The following is a 15,571-nucleotide window of genomic DNA, read 5'->3' on the forward strand; positions in this document are numbered from 1 at the left end:
GCGTGCCTCAGCGTCGGCTCTCGCCAGCATTGACGGAACCGCCGGCGCCGACGGTTTCGGGTTGCGTGTCGGTGTCTAGCGAATCCGCCGCAATCCACCCGCTCATCAACACCATCGGCATGCCGGGACCGGGATGAGCCGCACCGCCTGCCAAATACAAGCCCGAAATGTCACGGCGGCGATTGGCAGGTTTGAACGCACCCAAGTACTTGCCGTGGCTTGCCAATCCGTAAATCGCTCCGTTGAGCACGCGGTAGCGATGATGGATGTCTTCGGGCGTCAGCGCCGATTCGTAGACGATCGCGTCGCGAATTCCGCCCATTCCTGCTGCCGATTCCAATTTGTTCAAAATCGTTTCGCGGTACGCCGGCAACATCGCGTGCCAATTGTGGTTGGGACGCAAATAGGGTGTGTGCACCAAGACATACAACGCTTCGCAGCCCGGTGGGGCAACGTTCGGTTCGCTGATCGCCGGGGCGCAGACGTAGGCCGACGGATCCGGCGCCGGCTCGCCGCGGTTGTAGATAAAGTCAAACTCGGTCTCTGGGTCGCGCGAAAAGACAAAATTGTGATGCAGCAGTTGCGAGTAACGGCGGTTCAGTCCGAGATACAACACCACGCCACTGCAGGCCGGTTCGTGGCGATCGGCTTTGCCAAACTTGATCGATTCGGGCGTGCCGTCGAGCAGTTCTCGATACGTCCGCACAGCATCGCAATTGCTAACGATCGCATCGCAGGCAATTGTTTCTCCCGTTGCGGTGACAACACCGGTGACGTGTGTTGATTTCCCCGGTCGCGGCGACGAAGTGGTGATTCGCATCACGTCGGTTCCGGTGCGAAACGTGACCCCCAATTCCTCGGCCAATCGGGTCAACGCTTCGGGGACAGCGCGGGTACCGCCGATCGGGTACCAAATGCCTTCGTCGGTTTGCATGTGCGCGATCCCACAAAGCACCGCGGGTGACGCGTAGGGAGACGAGCCGACGTATTGAGTGAAATGGTCCATCATTTGAGCGACACGTGCGTCGCTGACGTGTTGGCGAACCACCGAAGCGACACTTTTGCCCATGCGTAGCGCCATCACATCGCTTAGCACGGCCGCCGAAAACGCGCCGCCGACTTGCATCGTGTCTCGCAAACCACCGACGCTTCGCCAAAAGAAGAAACGATCGGAAACGCCATGCAGTTTTTCGCTGATTGACATGAAATTGCGGTAGCCGGCGCCATCGGTGGACGCTCCGCTGAACTGGTCGATGTTCGCCGCCATCGTATCGACATCCGCCACCAAATCGAGCACGTTTTGCTCGCCGTGATTGTCCTTTTCAAAGAAGCAGCGCCACTGTGGATCGAGCGGAACCATGTTGAGGTAATCATCCATGTTTCGCCCCGCTTCGGTGAAGATCCGTCGCAGCACACTCGGCAGCGTCACGATGGTCGGTCCCATGTCGAACCGAAACCCCTCTTCGCTGAGCACGGCCGCTTTGCCTCCGAGCCAATCGTTTTTCTCAAGCACCGTGACGCGGTGTCCTCGCGCGGCCAACACACACGCCGCCCCCAGCCCCGCTAATCCGCCACCGATCACGATTACCTTGGACTCTGTTATGGTTGTGGCACTCATGATGCTTGGATTCTTTGAAAAACGAGGTGCAGCAGGAATCAAAAACGGAGGTGGCGACTGATGTAGTGTTTGTAAATGGCTACGACGTGCACTGATGGCGGTGGGCCCGCGTTGACGATTAGGACCGCGTTGACGATTAGGCCCGCGTTGACGATTAGGCCCGCGTCACGAGATCAGTCGCCGCATCGCTCGCCAGCGGGCGGCCATGCCTTTGGCATGCAGTAGTTGTAGCAGGATCGGCATTTTGTGACGTGTTGTTTCATTGCGTGGCAACAGATGAGCGGCGAAACGACCCCGTCGCCGGCTGATCACTCTCGGCACCGTCATCGCCAGCAAACCTTCGTCACCGCGAGTGATTCCGAATCCGCTGTTCCCCCGTCCGCCAAACGGTACGCGTGGATCGGCCGTTGGTGCGATCAAATCGTTAATCGCAACCGAGCCGACGTCCAACTGATTCGCGAACGCGACCGCATCACGATCGGGACCAAATACCGAGGCCGCCAAACGATAGCGGTTTTGATTGATCGCAGCGACCGCGTCTTGGATTTTCGAGACACGGATGACGCTGGTCACCGGGGCGAACAGATCCGCCGACGCGATTTCATCCTCGACGCTGACGTGGTCCAGCACCAAAGGGGGCATCGTGCCGTTGGAGGCTAACGTCGCGGCATCGAAACGATCGGTGACATCGATTGCACCGGCAGCGATGGCGTTAGTAATCGTTTGGGTCGCTCGTTCGCGTGCGGCAGGATGGATTGTAAAGGGCGTGTCAATCGACTCGAGTTGCCGGCACAGATTTTCTACCAATTGGTCGGCCTGCGGCGAATCTTCGACAATGATCCGTCGAGGGCCGATGCAGGTCGCACCACTGTTGAGGGGTAGGCCAAATTTTAGAAACTCGCAAACTCGCGGGATGGACGCGCCGGGCAGCACAACGACGGCATCACATCCGCTTAGCTCCATGATCGACGGCGTCAACGAATTCGCCGTCTGCTTGAGTATCTTTCGTCCCGTGTCCGCCGATCCTGTCAAAACGACAAGGTCGATTCGTGGGTCGCCGGAATCGGTGGACGTGTTGTCGAGTGTTTCTCGAGCCGCCTCTACCGACGAATCGAGTTGCACCAGCACGTCACGTGGGACGCCTGCCTCGTAGAAACATTCGACCAATCGGCGAGTCAACGTTTCGCAGCCCTCGGCCGGTTTTAGTTGCACGCGATTGCCGGCTGCTAACGCTTGAGCAACTTGCACTCCGACCAAAAACAATGGGTAGTTCCACGTCCCCAGGATCAGCACGGTGCCATGGGGAATCCGCTGCACCACGCTGTGGACTCCCCACATCCAAAGCGGACGTCCGACCACGCCGATCCGGCGAGTTCGTAGAATTGCCGCCCCTTTGCGTCCCAGGTAGTGCAGCGCATCGCACAAGGGAATGAGTTCGGCGGTGACCGTTTCGAGTGAATCGGTGCGTTGTTGGCTGGCACACAGCCGAGTCAAATCATCGACGTGGCGAGCGATCAAAAAGCGAGCGGCCGCGACCGTTTTGCAGCGTTGGCGAATTGGCAAATCGCTCCACGGTTTCGCAGATCTGTATTGCAATCGAGCGGCCTTCGTCGGTGTCGCCACGGAAATCGAAATCTTGTCGCTAGCCGTTTGGGTGCTTGGCGTAAGAAAAAGGAATCGCATGCCAGCCCCCCAGAATAAGTGCAAGCCGAATGCGCGTTGTTTGCGTGATCGGCCCGGCGGGCAGCAAGGATCGAGGATGACAAAATTTTAGTCGGTCGGGAAGCCGCCCAGCCTAGCCCGGATGGTTTCTCCGACGCCGATCGGCGGTGTTGTTTCGATGGTGATCGAATTACCGTCAAAACGGGTGACCGAATATTACTGAATCCGAAGCATCATCGGTCCGTGGGGTTAGACGGACTGTCGCACCCCGGCCGCAGTGGACATTCATTGTCGATGGGGAGTACATGTAAGTGTATCGAACCGATACACTGTGAACCGTTCAGCGAGATGATGACGGTTCTCGACAACGGATCGGGTTTGCAGCGAGATCGAGCTTGCAGCGGAAACGTGGTAACGCGGCGGCATGTAGATGTACCGCTGGGTGGTTGTTGGGGCGGATTATAGCACTGCGTGAAAGGCACCGCTTATCCGCGATGTCTAGAAATGAACGGTTAAACGAGACGACCGGACTGTTTTTGTTCTTGGGGGCTGAAAAACGGAGGGTCGTCTGAACCCTCTGAACGATGCGAGGGTTACAATATAGGCCTGTATGACTTTGAACCACCTCGACGCGAGTCAACTATCTGTGTCGGAATCTTGGAAGCCTGGTATTCACTATTCGCAGCTGACGGATGTCGGTATGCGGCGCGCCAATAATCAAGATTCGATGGCGGTGTTGATGGCGGGAAGCCCCGAGCGGTTTTATCACCGCGGGCATCTGTTTGTGGTTGCCGACGGGATGGGGGCCCACGCGGCCGGCGAATTGGCTAGCCGCTTGGCGACCGAGCACATTGCAATGCAATATTTTCGCTCGACCGAAGAGGATTCATCCGAAGCGCTGCGGATTGCGGTGCGAGAATCCAATGCGGAAATTCACCGTCGCGGTCAACAGAATCCCGAATTTCATAATATGGGAACGACCGCCAGCAGTTTGGCGATTTTGCCGGTTGGCGCGGTCATTGCGCATGTGGGTGATTCGCGGGCCTACCGATTGCGCGACGGCATCCTCGAACAATTGACGTTCGATCATTCGCTGGTTTGGGAGATGGAAGCGAGCGGTCAAATCCATCCCGATAGCGTGTTGGGACAATCGATCCCAAAAAATGTGATCACGCGTTCGCTTGGTCCCAACGCCAATGTCGAAGTCGATTTAGAAGGCCCTTTCGAAATCCAGGCTGGGGATCAATTCCTGCTGTGCAGCGACGGACTATCAGGCCAAGTCGAAGACGAGGAAATCGCGACGATCATGGATTGTTTGCCAGAGGATTTGGCAACGCGAGTCTTGATCGATTTAGCCAATCTAAGAGGCGGCCCCGATAATTCGACCGTCATCATTGTCCGCGTGGCCGAAGACTTTGCCGAGCAGACCAGCAAGCCGACTCAATCGAAGCGGCACTTGCGAAAACAGGAACCGGCTGCGGTATCGCCGCTGTTGATTGGAACCGCAATCATCTGTTTCGTCGGCGCTTTGGGACTGGGGTTGGCGATGGTGGTGCTGCAGACCCCGGTCAGCAAAGCGATGGGGCCAATGATCATCGCATTCATCCTGGGCGTCATCGCGGCGGGTTTTTGTGTCGCACAGTATCTGCAGAGCAAACCCAAGCACAAGACACGGCCGCTGGTAAAGACGACTGGCGGCAAGGGGCCCTATCGCCGTTACCAAGCCAAACCCAACAAAGAGATCTATGATCGCTTGGGCGAAACTGTCGAAGAGCTTCGCACCGCCGCGTCGCAGCGAAATTGGTTGATGGATTGGGATAAAATCGACAAGCTGCAAAAACAAGGCAATGCGTGTGTCGAAGCGGCGCAGTTCAAACGCGCCATTCGATTGCAGGCCGAAGCGATTATCGAGACGATGCACCAACTGCGTGAACTGAACAATCGCGCCGCCAATGAGACGGACATCGAACGATAGCGTTGGTTAACGAATCCTTTGACCAGCCGCGGTCAATCCGCCAACGCCCATGGTCGCAGCAGTTTGCGCGGCACTCCGATCGGGACGACTTCGATGTCGCCAAGCAGCGATTGCGTTCCTTCGAATTCAAACCCGGTCTTCTTCGCAACAAACGTGATCGTCAATTCGGCTTGGAAGGTGTGCGGGTCCGCCTCGCCGCTGTCGACATCCATCCCCGTCGGCACATCGATCGCGATTCGCGTTGCTTTAATTTGGTTGGCGACTTTCACCGCGTCGGCGTAAATGCCTCGTAGCGGCCCCGTCGCTCCGGTGCCGAGCAGACAGTCAACAATGACATCCGCATCGCTTAAATGAGTTTTAATTGCCTCGGCGGTAGTGGCGACTTGCACGTCCAGTTCGGCCTTTTGGGCGATCGCCGCGTTGGCGGCGGCATCACCCGACAACGAGTCAATTTCGACGACCGAGACGACACGGACTTGGCGTTCCATCAAATCCAAATGACGCGCGATCACGTAGCCGTCGCCCCCGTTGTTGCCTTTGCCACACAAGATCACAACGCGGCCGGTCGCCGCGTTTTGCTGGATCACCTCCGCGGCACCCCGTCCGGCATTTTCCATCAACACCAAACCTGTCATGCCATAGTCTTCGATCGCCTGCTGGTCGATGGATCGAACCTGTTGACGGCTAAGAGATTTAATTTTCATTGCGGCGGCCAAACATGTTTTGCGGAAAATGAAGTGCTTTGTCTATAATCGAGGCAACAAACTCTTCCCTTGCAGAGATTTTACAAGACGATGCCCCTCTACGAATACGAATGCAAACCCTGTAAACAGGTGGTCGAAGTATTATTGCGTCGTGAAGACGAAGTTGCCGAATGCCCTCATTGTGGCAATAAAAAAATGGAACGGCAATTGAGCGTGACCGCGGCTCCGGCGGTCCGCAGCGGCGCGTCGTTGCCGGTCGCCGGCGCAGGCGAGGCATGTGGGATGCCCCGCTGCTGTGGCGGCGGTTGCCAGATGTAGCGTGGGCGGTATGCATACATTTCATCATTTTGCTTACGGGTCCAATATGTCGACGTCGCGGCTGCGCGCCCGATGCCCTAGCGCGACCGTGTTGGGCGTTGGGTTTGTTCGCGGGCGGACGCTGCGTTTTCATAAACGGGGTATGGACGGGACCGGCAAAGCGAACGCGTTTGCCACCCATGACCACAGCGACATCCTCTGGGGCGTGATCTACGAAACGCTGCTCAGTGAAAAAGAGGAGCTCGACCGCTGCGAGTCACTCGGGGTTGGCTACGAACACGCCACGGTCGAAGTGCATGTCGAAAATCGGACCGTCACCACGTTTCTGTATCAAGCCATCACCGATCGCATCGACGATTCGCTGGTCCCCGCCGACTGGTATCACGACCATGTGATCAAGGGGGCGATTGAGCATGGCTTGCCAACGGAATATCACGCGATGATTGCCAGCGTCGTCCCCCACCGCTCGCCGCCAATCAAAGATGCCATTGGCAATCGTTAGCGAGTCGCATACGACCCCCGGGGGGGCTAATCATCTAGTGATTTGAAGAATCGCTAACCAGTGGTGGTGTCGAGTTCGGTCGCCGGATTGGTGTCGCAGTTCTCGTCGATCTGATTGATCCGGCAAACGATGGCTGAGATATTGTCTTCACCGCCTGCGACGTTCGCCGCGTCGATCAATTTCTTAACGCTGGTCTTGCTGTCCTTGTTCGCCGTCAAGATGGACGCAATGCGATCGTCGTCAAGCATGCCGGTCAATCCGTCGCTACATAACAGCAGGACATCGCCGGTTCGCAGTTGACAGCGGACAGCTTCGGGGCGGACCGCTTGGTTTCCACCGCCGACGCAGTTCCACAGCACGTGTCGCCATTGCTGAATCGCCTCGTCGGATTCTCGCAGGGCTCCGGCGTCAATCAATTGTTGGGCGACGGTGTGGTCGGTCGTCAGTTGTTTCAGCGTTTTGTCGCGGAGCAGGTAACAGCGGCTGTCTCCGGCGTGCACCACGTACATCCGTGATCCGAGCAAATAGGCCATCGTAACGGTTGTGCCCATGCGGCGATGGTCACTCTCGCCGACCGACCAAATCTTTTGCTGGATCGTGGTTAGCGATTCGGATAATTCGTCGATAAAGTCTTGTTCGTCATCGGAACACAGTTTCAGAAACCAGTGCATCATGTCCAAGACATACTGGGCCGTCGCTTCGATCGCCGTACGACTGGCGCGTTCTCCATCGCGATGGCCGCCCATGCCGTCGGCCACGACCAACAGATTGCCTTCTTGGCATCCAAACATTTCGCGATGTTCCGCACTCGGGACGTCCGTTCCGCGAACAATCAATTGCCGTCGTAGATCCGCGATCAAATAGTGATCCTGGTTTTCGGATCGCTTTTGACCAATGTCCGAACCGCCAGAGATATCGAAAGGGACGCCATTCATCGGGAATTCCTAGTTCAATGTTCGTTGCCAAGGGGAGGGAGGGGCAAAGCAGCAAACGCTGTTCCGATCGAGATTGGTTGCAAGCATTCCGGTACAACGTTTGCTCTCGAATTTTTTGACGAGCGAGTGTTTGACCCAAGGATTGGTCATCGACCACTACGTTTTTGTTTTACCCCTCTGATCTACCGGCGTTCCCGCGAATGAATTTCGAAGTCTATCAAGCAATCGCAATTTCCCTAGGCCTTGGTCTGCTTGTCGGACTTCAGCGTCAATGGAGCGAGTCCGAGATCGCGGGGATTCGTACGTTTCCATTGATCACGTTGTTGGGGACGTTTTGTGGGCTGTTGGGCGAACAAGCGTCTGCCGAAAACCATCTAGGATGGTTGGTCGCGGCGGGACTGATCTCCGTCGCGATCGTGCTGGCGATCGCGAACGTAGCAAAAATCGGTGCAGGCGAATTTGATTTTGGAATGACGACCGAAATGGCTGCGCTATTGATGTGCGTGGTTGGCGTCGCCGTCGGTGTGGGGTTGTACGGACCGGCGATCGTGACCAGCGGGATCGCGGCGGTGTTACTGCACTGGAAAAAACGCCTGCATGCGATGGTCGTGCGGATGGGCGAGAACGAGATTCGTAGCGTCATCCACCTTGCGCTGATCGGGTTGGTCATCCTGCCCGTGCTGCCCAACGAAACATTTGGTCCTTACGACGTGCTAAACCCCTACAGTATTTGGCGAATGGTTGTGTTGATTGTCGGGATCAGCATGGTCGCTTACGTCGCGTTTCGATTGGTGGGGCCGCGTGCGGGAGCCGTTCTAGGCGGCGTGTTGGGTGGTTTGATTTCAAGCACCGCAACGACCGTTAGCTATGCCCGGCAAGCCAAACGCGGCGGCGACGCAAATGCGATGGCCGCTTTGGTGATCGTGATTGCTTCGACCATTGTGAACGTGCGGGTGTTGTTCGAGATCGCGGTGGTCGCGCCGGCATTGCTACGTGTCGCAGCGCTACCATTGTTGGCAATGTTGCTGTTGATGACGGTGGAGTGTGTGGTACTGTTCATTCCTTTGCGAAAACAAGCGACGCAGCCCCCCAAGCACGATAACCCTGCCCAACTGAAACCGGCGATTGTGTTTGGGGTGCTGTATGCCGTGGTGCTGTTTATCGTGGCGGCAGCCAAAGATCTGTTTGGAAGTGGTGCCTTGTACGGGATCGCGATGATTTCGGGTTTGACCGACGTGGACGCGATCACGCTGTCGACCGCGAAGCTTTTTAATGACGGCCGCGTCGACGGCTCAACCGCATGGCGTGTGATCTTGATTGCCACCATGTCGAACCTTGTTTTCAAAGCAGGCGTCGTCGCGTTTTTAGGAAACAGGCGACTGTTGTGGTACGTCGCGTTGCTGTTTGGCATCGCGCTGTTGGGGGGCGGTGCGCTGCTCGCTTTCTGGCAAGACGTGAACATCGAAATGCCGGCCGAATGGTTTGATTCGCAGGTGCAACCGGATGCAGAGATGCAGTCCGAAGCAGAGCTGCTGGCTGATTCCGAGGCAACGGATGATCCAGCAAGACAGCCAGATTCCGAATCATCCGACTAAACGCCGCATCCGAGGCGGCTGGCTGCAGAATTGAAATGCCGCGAGAGACTTAAACCTGAGATTGAGACTCGCATCAAAATTTACACGAGCAACGATGAACATGAAGGAACTGACAACACACTATCGAACATCGTCCGGTATCCCGATGGCGATGACGTCGTTGGTATTGAGCGGTTTGCTTTGCTGCGGAGTGGGGTGCTCACGATCGCCGAGCGAACATCAAGCCGACGCGGTTCGCAGCGAAGCGGATCGTAAGGCCGAAATGACGCGAACCGCGGTCGAGATGCTTGCCGAAGAAACTCGGCAACGCGATGACCGGCCGCAAGCCGAACTCGAGCGAATCGCGGATCGCGTCGAGGTCGAAGGCGAAGCATTGGCCGACCAGGTCGAGGCCGAGGCCGAGGCGAAAGCAGATCAGATCGAATCATCCGATGACGACCGCGGAAATTAGTCGCTTCGATTACGGTGGAACGTCACATCTGAGAACGAACATCCGTGCTGATTAATCCAGCCCGGGCGGTTCCTGTTTACCCCGGCATGGCGTCCCGATTTCGTAGCTTGGGACGCGTGGAGCGATCAAACCCACGTTCCCATAGTACCCCCATTCGGTCTATCATTGATGGTATGGACGAATCTGGAAGTGAATTTCTCGAGCTTCTCGAACGAGTCCGCATCGGTGACGAGGCGGCAACCGAGACGTTGTGGAACGACTATTACCAAAGTTTGGTGCGATTGGCGGCCAAACGGATGCCCCCCAATTTGCGTAGAACCGCAGACGAAGAGGACATTGCGATTGCGGCGTTCCAGAGCTTCATTGCAGGGGTTCGCCGAGATCAATTTCCGGATCTGCACGCCCCCGAGAACCTTTGGGGCCTGCTAATCACGCTCACCTCACGCAAGGTCAACGCCCATTTACGGCACCACACCCGGCAAAAACGCGGGGGAGGCAACATCCGTGGCGAATCGGTTTTTATCGATCCGAACGAGCAAGGCCGAGAGGTGGGCATCGGAAATGTCCCCAGCGACGATTCATCGCCCGATGTGCGGGCCGAACTTGCCGAAGCATGTGAAACGTTGCTGGAACATCTGGGCGATGAACAACTTCGCCAAATCGCCGTAATGCGGATGGACGGTTTTCTCGTTGACGAGATCGCAGAACGGCTTGAGCTCAGTAAACGCGCGGTTGAACGACGTTTACAGCTAATTCGGCGGATGTGGACCGAAGCCAAAGCGGACGAACCGGGTTAAAGAACATGTGTGCTAAAAGTACCGTGTGGGTTTGCCGACCGGGCTGCCACGAAGTGACACGTTGATTCCTTGGCTATCGGACGCACTAAGGGCGTTTGGTGTTCCCGTGTGCGTCGATTTTGTTTGTTTCGAAGACGCAGTCGGACGCTGGCCGATCGTCGGTAGCGGCCTGCGAGAGCCGGTCGGTTTAGGACAGTGGGCTGTTCAGTGAATGCAATGCAGAATGGAAGCTGCCAACGCTCGTGTGATGCTGGAGTAAAAAATGATGGATCTGAATGATTTGACTGCAACCGAACTGGCCCGACTCGACGCGATCTGTCTCGACTACGAAAAGGCTCTGCGAAACGGCAACGCCCCCTCGATCGAGAGCGTGATTGAAGCGCAAGCGGGAAAACATGCTGAAATTTTGCGGAACGAATTGATCGCGATTCGTGACGAAATATCCAAGTCTGATTCAACCGACCCGGCTCGGTCCACGTTTGCCTTTACCACGCACGCACTGCCGCTTGCGGGGGGGACGTCTGAATCAATTGGCCACAAAATAGGTCCTTACTTGATTAGCCGCATCCTCGGCCAAGGCGGGATGGGGATCGTCTACGAAGCGATCGACACGCGGCTGGATCGTAAGGTCGCCATCAAAATGCTGGCTGCCGGCAATTCGATTCGGGACCAAGAAAAACGGGCGTCGCTCTGTGAACGCTTTGAACGCGAGGCGCGTGCGGTCGCCGCATTGAGCCACCCCAACATTGTCGAACTGTTTGACGTGGGGGTGAACGATGCGAATCCGTTTGCCGTGATGGAACTGCTCGAAGGCGAGACGTTGGACCAATATTTGGCCAAAACGCCTTGCAACGCAGCGACCGTCCGTCACATCGGGGCTCAGATCGCAGACGCGTTGGCAGTCGCTCACCGTGCCGGCGTGGTCCATCGCGATTTGAAGCCGCAAAACATCATGGTCATGCAGAGTGGTTCAGCGGAATCAAAACGGCCGGAGCGAACCTCGTCGAAAAACGGGGCGATCGCGCGGCCGATCGCCGTCAAGCTTTTCGACTTTGGATTGTCGCGTTCCGAACGTGGGTTGTTCGACGGCGATCCCGGTGGACGCACAAGCGAAGGGGTCGTCATGGGGACGCCCGGCTACATGGCTCCGGAACAGGCCCGGGGTGAAACGGCGGGACCCGCCGCGGACATCTTCGCACTGGGATGTTTGTTGTTCGAAGCGTTCTACCACAAGCGTGCGTTTGACGGCGCAACCGCCAGCGCTCGGTTTGCTTCGACGCTCGAGTCGACGCCCGAAACCGATCCGCTTCGTCGACGCACCGACGTCGAGCTGGCCGATTTGATTAACGAATGTTTGAACAAAGAGGTTTCCAAACGTCCCGCATCGGCGGACGACATCGCGTTGCGACTGCGTCGCCGCGGAGCGGCGGTCGATCCAATCGAACAACAGCTCGAACATGGTTACGGCGCCGGTGTGTTCGTGCGTCGCCGCTTCTTTGAACTTGTCACGGGCGGTGCACTGGGAGGCATTCTCGGCGGCTTGGCTGTGCAGTACCGAACCGAATCGCTCCGTGATATCGATAGTTTGGCGGTTTTGTCCTTCACCAGCATGCAAGGCGAACCCACTCGGCTCGCGTCCTTAGCCGCGGGGCAACCGCTCGGCGATCAAACGATCGAAGGCGGCGACGAGATAGCCATGCTGTTGGTCAATGAACTCAGCCGACTCAAAGACGTCAACGTGACTCCGTTTCGTCCTTTTGTCGCGCACAACCGCGATGAGATCCAGGCGATTGGTCGCGAGCTTGAGGTCGATGCACTCGTGACCGGAAACCTTAAAACGATTCTTCGCGGCGAAAAACTGCTCGAGGAAATCAACTTGCAAATCGTTTCGACGCGAACTGGAAATCAATTGTGGGGGGCATCGTTTGTGTCCGAACCCGGAGCAAGTCTGCTAGAAAAATCTCAGCTTGCATCCGATTTGGCGGCTGCGGTCGGTCGCTCGCTGACCACGTCCGGTGGTAACGAATCGCCACTCAACCAAGGATCGTTTAGCTGTTTAGTAGATGGCGTTGGGCGTGCGGATCCAGACAGCCCCGAAGGATTGCGAAAAGCATTGTCGTGTTTCCGGTCGGCACACCGGCAAGACAAAAGCTGGGCAGCACCGCTGGGCGGCATCGCGTTGACCTCGATCACGTTGGCCGCGCAGAGCCCGACGGAGGAATCGATCGCATTGATCCAAGCTGCGCGTGAATCGGCCGAGGAAGCATTGAAGCTCGATCCCAATTTGGCGAGTGCGCGTTTGGCCGACGCGATGTTGCTTTGGCAAACCCTGTATCGGTACGACGAGGCCGCACGAATCCTAAACCAATTGCTTTTAGTGGAGCAAAATTTTTGGCAGGTCTATCGCCAACTTGGACTGCTCGAATTAACGCGAGGCAACCAAGCCGAGGCGCTGCGTCTGCTTCGTGAGGCGACGCAGCTCAATCCGTTGTCGGTCATCGCCAAAGTGGGGCTCGCTCGGGCGCATTGGAGTTTTGGCAATATCGAGCGTGCGATCGCGGATGCGAAACGGCTACGCAATTCCCATCCGGACAATCGGCTCGCTCGCGGCCTGCTGATCGATCTGTATGAACACAGCGGCGACTTTGACGCGGCCGCTGCGGAACATGTTGGCGTCGATTTCGGCACCAAGTTGACAGCGGAAACCTACTATGGCATCCGCCAAACGGTTGACCTCGCCGAGTATCCGTACGGGCCATTTGGCACGCTGTTGAACCAAGCGATCTTAGATTCGCGGATCAGCGGCGGGATTGACGATGTCGAACTGGGGACGCTCGCCGATTCAACGCCGCCGATGTTGCCGCTGCTGTTAGCGGGCCATCCCAGCTTTGCCTCGGCAAGACGGTTGCCGAGGGCTGCTGAAATTCTGCCGCTGACCTATTCGCCCTTCTCGTCGGCAAATGAATAGATTCGGTACGGCTGCAAGTCGTCCACTTCGCTGGAAACATCCAGCTTGCCGTTGTCCTTGAAGATCAGCACACTGCCGGGCTCTTTCAAATCGTCGCTCGTGACGATTGAAAGCGGATTCCCACCGTCGATTGCGATGACCGTCGAGCGATTGCTGATTTTCGCGTCAGGAAGCTTTTTGATTTCCAATGTCAATGGATCAATCACGTCGGTCGATTCGGCCGTCTTGCTCAATACGGTGCCCTCGGTGGCATCGATTTGCATTGGGACGCGGGTTCGCAACGCGGCGTCAAATTTTGAAACCACCATCTTCGCGGTCGGCTCGTTTTTAGCATACGGGATGCTGCGGTTTCGGAAGTTCAGCGTTTTGGTCGAAGGTGGAACCACCGGACCAGCCAACACGGTGTTTTCGGTGGGCAGTGAAACCGGCTCACTTGGTTCGCTCCAAGGCGTCCAGCGTTCAAAATCTCGGAACTCGCTGATCGATCGACGGGTTCCTTTCGCTCGTTCGGGGGCGTACTTCTTTTCGGCCTTGGCTTGGAGTTCGCTTACGCGTTCGTAGGCCTCAGGATGAAGCGTTTTCGCAGCAGGTTGTAGCAGCGGATTGTCAGGAAAGTTCGGGTCTTTGACCGAAACCCGGACACGATAAACGTATTTACGACCCGGTTTGGGCGAAGTGTCGTCAAAGGAGTAATCAAAGTCGAAAAAGCGGATCATTTTGTAGTTGGACGGATTCTCTTCGACACCGGCAAATCCATAGGGAGAAGTCATCTGATAACCGCTATCCATCATCATCCCATCCTCTCGACCGGCCTCGTTCAAATTCACATCGGTGCGTTTGATGTCGATGCCGTCAAAAATTTTGCCTTTGCCAAGGATGTCTTCTGGATTATCAACCTCGACCACAGGCTTGTTAAGCGTTTCAAGTTCCGCTTTGGTGAGCATCGGGATCATGGGATGCAAGGCAAACCCGGAATAATCTTCCATCAGCATCGGAGGAATCCACATCGTCAGCAAGTCGTCGCGGTAATCAACCGGAACCAACTCGGGTGCAGTGCCTGCCCACAACACGGCAGCGATCGTGGTGTGGAATTTTCGGTCCTTGCGATCGATCCAGTCGCTGTCGACCAATTGATCAACCGATTTGTCGGTGACGTCAGCCCGTTGAACCTGAAAATTCCAGTATTTGGGCGTGTCTCGATCTTCCGGACGATAGTTCGACGAATCGCTTAGCGATCGACTGAACGATTCGTAGATCGCTTTGTGCGGTAACGCCGCCGTTCCTGCGATGAAGCGGGCGACCATGGGGACCGGCTTCATTTGGCCGCCAGTTCGGAAATCGGTCAACGTCGCCGGAACCGAATAGAGTGACTTTTTGTAATTTGGATCCAATCGGCGAACCGCGGCTCCTGCCATGCTGCCTTCGGTACCCATCATGCCAGACATTTCCATGCCCATCATTCCCGACATGTCTTCTTCCATGCCCATCATTCCCGACATCTCGTCGTACATTCCTTCATCACTGCCCATGCCACGGCCGCGTCGTGAACTACGACGGGGACGCTCTTTCTTTTCTTCCACCACAATCGGATCGGCTGGCTCGAGCTCTGCCAATGAATACACGCCGTCTTTGGAACGGATGGCCATGGTGCCAATCACGCTGTTCATCTTCAACTTCAGCGGCGCAAATAATTCGGGATCACGTCGCTTGAAGGATTCGTTTCGTGGAATCTCTTTCCACGTGCCCACCTGCGTGTAGCCGATCTTGATGTCGACTGGCTTGATCGTCCGTTTGGTCCGTTCGACGATGTCGATCGCCAAGGCTTCGCGTTCGGGGATGATCGCGTCGGTATGATCGTCGTCGACTTCATTTTTCACGCGAGTCGCGTCGTCCCGAAGCCGCGTCGGTTCCTGGGTGAACTCGGGCAATTGCGTCGCTTGGTAAACAAGGAATGCGGAGACAACGGCGAAAATCGCCAGAATGACTTTCTCGACATGCTTGATCGCCAATTCTTTGATTTTGTTTGAATCCATGTCATTTCCCCAA

At 56.5% G+C, this 15,571-nt stretch carries 12 protein-coding genes; 7 read left to right on the plus strand and 5 right to left on the minus strand.

Translation table 11 applies throughout. The features are described from left to right. Positions 1–7: 7 nt before the first annotated feature. Complete coding sequence (locus ABEA92_RS27145; protein WP_345688251.1) at positions 8–1,618, minus strand: phytoene desaturase family protein; 1,611 nt, start codon at positions 1,616–1,618, stop codon at positions 8–10. Between the two features lie 165 nt (positions 1,619–1,783). Beyond that, entirely contained in the window at positions 1,784–3,301 is a 1,518-nt protein-coding gene (locus tag ABEA92_RS27150) for an aldehyde dehydrogenase family protein (protein ID WP_345688253.1), read from the minus strand. A gap of 679 nt (positions 3,302–3,980) precedes the next feature. Here ABEA92_RS27150 and ABEA92_RS27155 point away from each other — a divergent pair. After that, positions 3,981–5,255: a PP2C family protein-serine/threonine phosphatase gene (locus ABEA92_RS27155; protein WP_345688255.1), complete on the plus strand. Its 1,275-nt coding sequence runs from the start codon at positions 3,981–3,983 to the stop codon at positions 5,253–5,255. Between the two features lie 32 nt (positions 5,256–5,287). On the opposite strand, the gene ABEA92_RS27160 is transcribed toward ABEA92_RS27155, so the two are convergent. Beyond that, the gene (locus ABEA92_RS27160; RefSeq protein WP_345688257.1) at positions 5,288–5,959 is read right to left on the minus strand and encodes an NAD(P)H-hydrate epimerase; all 672 of its coding nucleotides are present in this window, start codon (positions 5,957–5,959) and stop codon (positions 5,288–5,290) included. 90 nt (positions 5,960–6,049) lie between these two features. Between ABEA92_RS27160 and ABEA92_RS27165 the strand changes: the two genes are divergently transcribed. Then, positions 6,050–6,277, plus strand: coding sequence for an FmdB family zinc ribbon protein (locus tag ABEA92_RS27165; protein ID WP_345688259.1), 228 nt, complete (start codon positions 6,050–6,052; stop codon positions 6,275–6,277). Between the two features lie 10 nt (positions 6,278–6,287). Then, a complete protein-coding gene (locus ABEA92_RS27170; RefSeq protein WP_345688261.1) occupies positions 6,288–6,779 on the plus strand; it encodes a gamma-glutamylcyclotransferase family protein in 492 nt (163 codons plus the stop codon). 53 nt (positions 6,780–6,832) lie between these two features. Here the strand turns inward: ABEA92_RS27170 and ABEA92_RS27175 are convergent, their stop codons facing one another. Further along, positions 6,833–7,714 (minus strand): PP2C family protein-serine/threonine phosphatase, encoded by an 882-nt coding sequence (locus ABEA92_RS27175; protein ID WP_345688263.1) that lies wholly within the window; start codon positions 7,712–7,714, stop codon positions 6,833–6,835. 200 nt (positions 7,715–7,914) lie between these two features. Here ABEA92_RS27175 and ABEA92_RS27180 point away from each other — a divergent pair, with 200 nt between their 5' ends. The 4 genes from ABEA92_RS27180 to ABEA92_RS27195 all read left to right on the plus strand — a co-directional run bounded on the left by ABEA92_RS27180 (position 7,915) and on the right by ABEA92_RS27195 (position 13,525). Next, entirely contained in the window at positions 7,915–9,309 is a 1,395-nt protein-coding gene (locus ABEA92_RS27180) for an MgtC/SapB family protein (RefSeq protein WP_345688265.1), read from the plus strand. A 100-nt stretch (positions 9,310–9,409) separates the two neighbouring features. Next, positions 9,410–9,760, plus strand: coding sequence for a hypothetical protein (locus ABEA92_RS27185; protein ID WP_345688267.1), 351 nt, complete (start codon positions 9,410–9,412; stop codon positions 9,758–9,760). A 173-nt stretch (positions 9,761–9,933) separates the two neighbouring features. Next, positions 9,934–10,557, plus strand: a complete 624-nt coding sequence (locus tag ABEA92_RS27190; protein WP_345688269.1) for an ECF-type sigma factor — start codon at positions 9,934–9,936, stop codon at positions 10,555–10,557. 262 nt (positions 10,558–10,819) lie between these two features. Continuing rightward, positions 10,820–13,525 carry a protein kinase domain-containing protein gene (locus ABEA92_RS27195; RefSeq protein WP_345688271.1) on the plus strand — a complete coding sequence of 902 codons (2,706 nt, stop codon included), beginning with the start codon at positions 10,820–10,822 and terminating at the stop codon, positions 13,523–13,525. On the opposite strand, the gene ABEA92_RS27200 is transcribed toward ABEA92_RS27195, so the two are convergent. Further along, positions 13,495–15,558, minus strand: a complete 2,064-nt coding sequence (locus ABEA92_RS27200; RefSeq protein ID WP_345688273.1) for a hypothetical protein — start codon at positions 15,556–15,558, stop codon at positions 13,495–13,497. The two genes, ABEA92_RS27195 and ABEA92_RS27200, sit on opposite strands and share 31 nt — an antisense overlap. Positions 15,559–15,571 lie beyond the last annotated feature (13 nt).

Source organism: Novipirellula caenicola (assembly GCF_039545035.1).
Classification (GTDB): domain Bacteria; phylum Planctomycetota; class Planctomycetia; order Pirellulales; family Pirellulaceae; genus Novipirellula; species Novipirellula caenicola.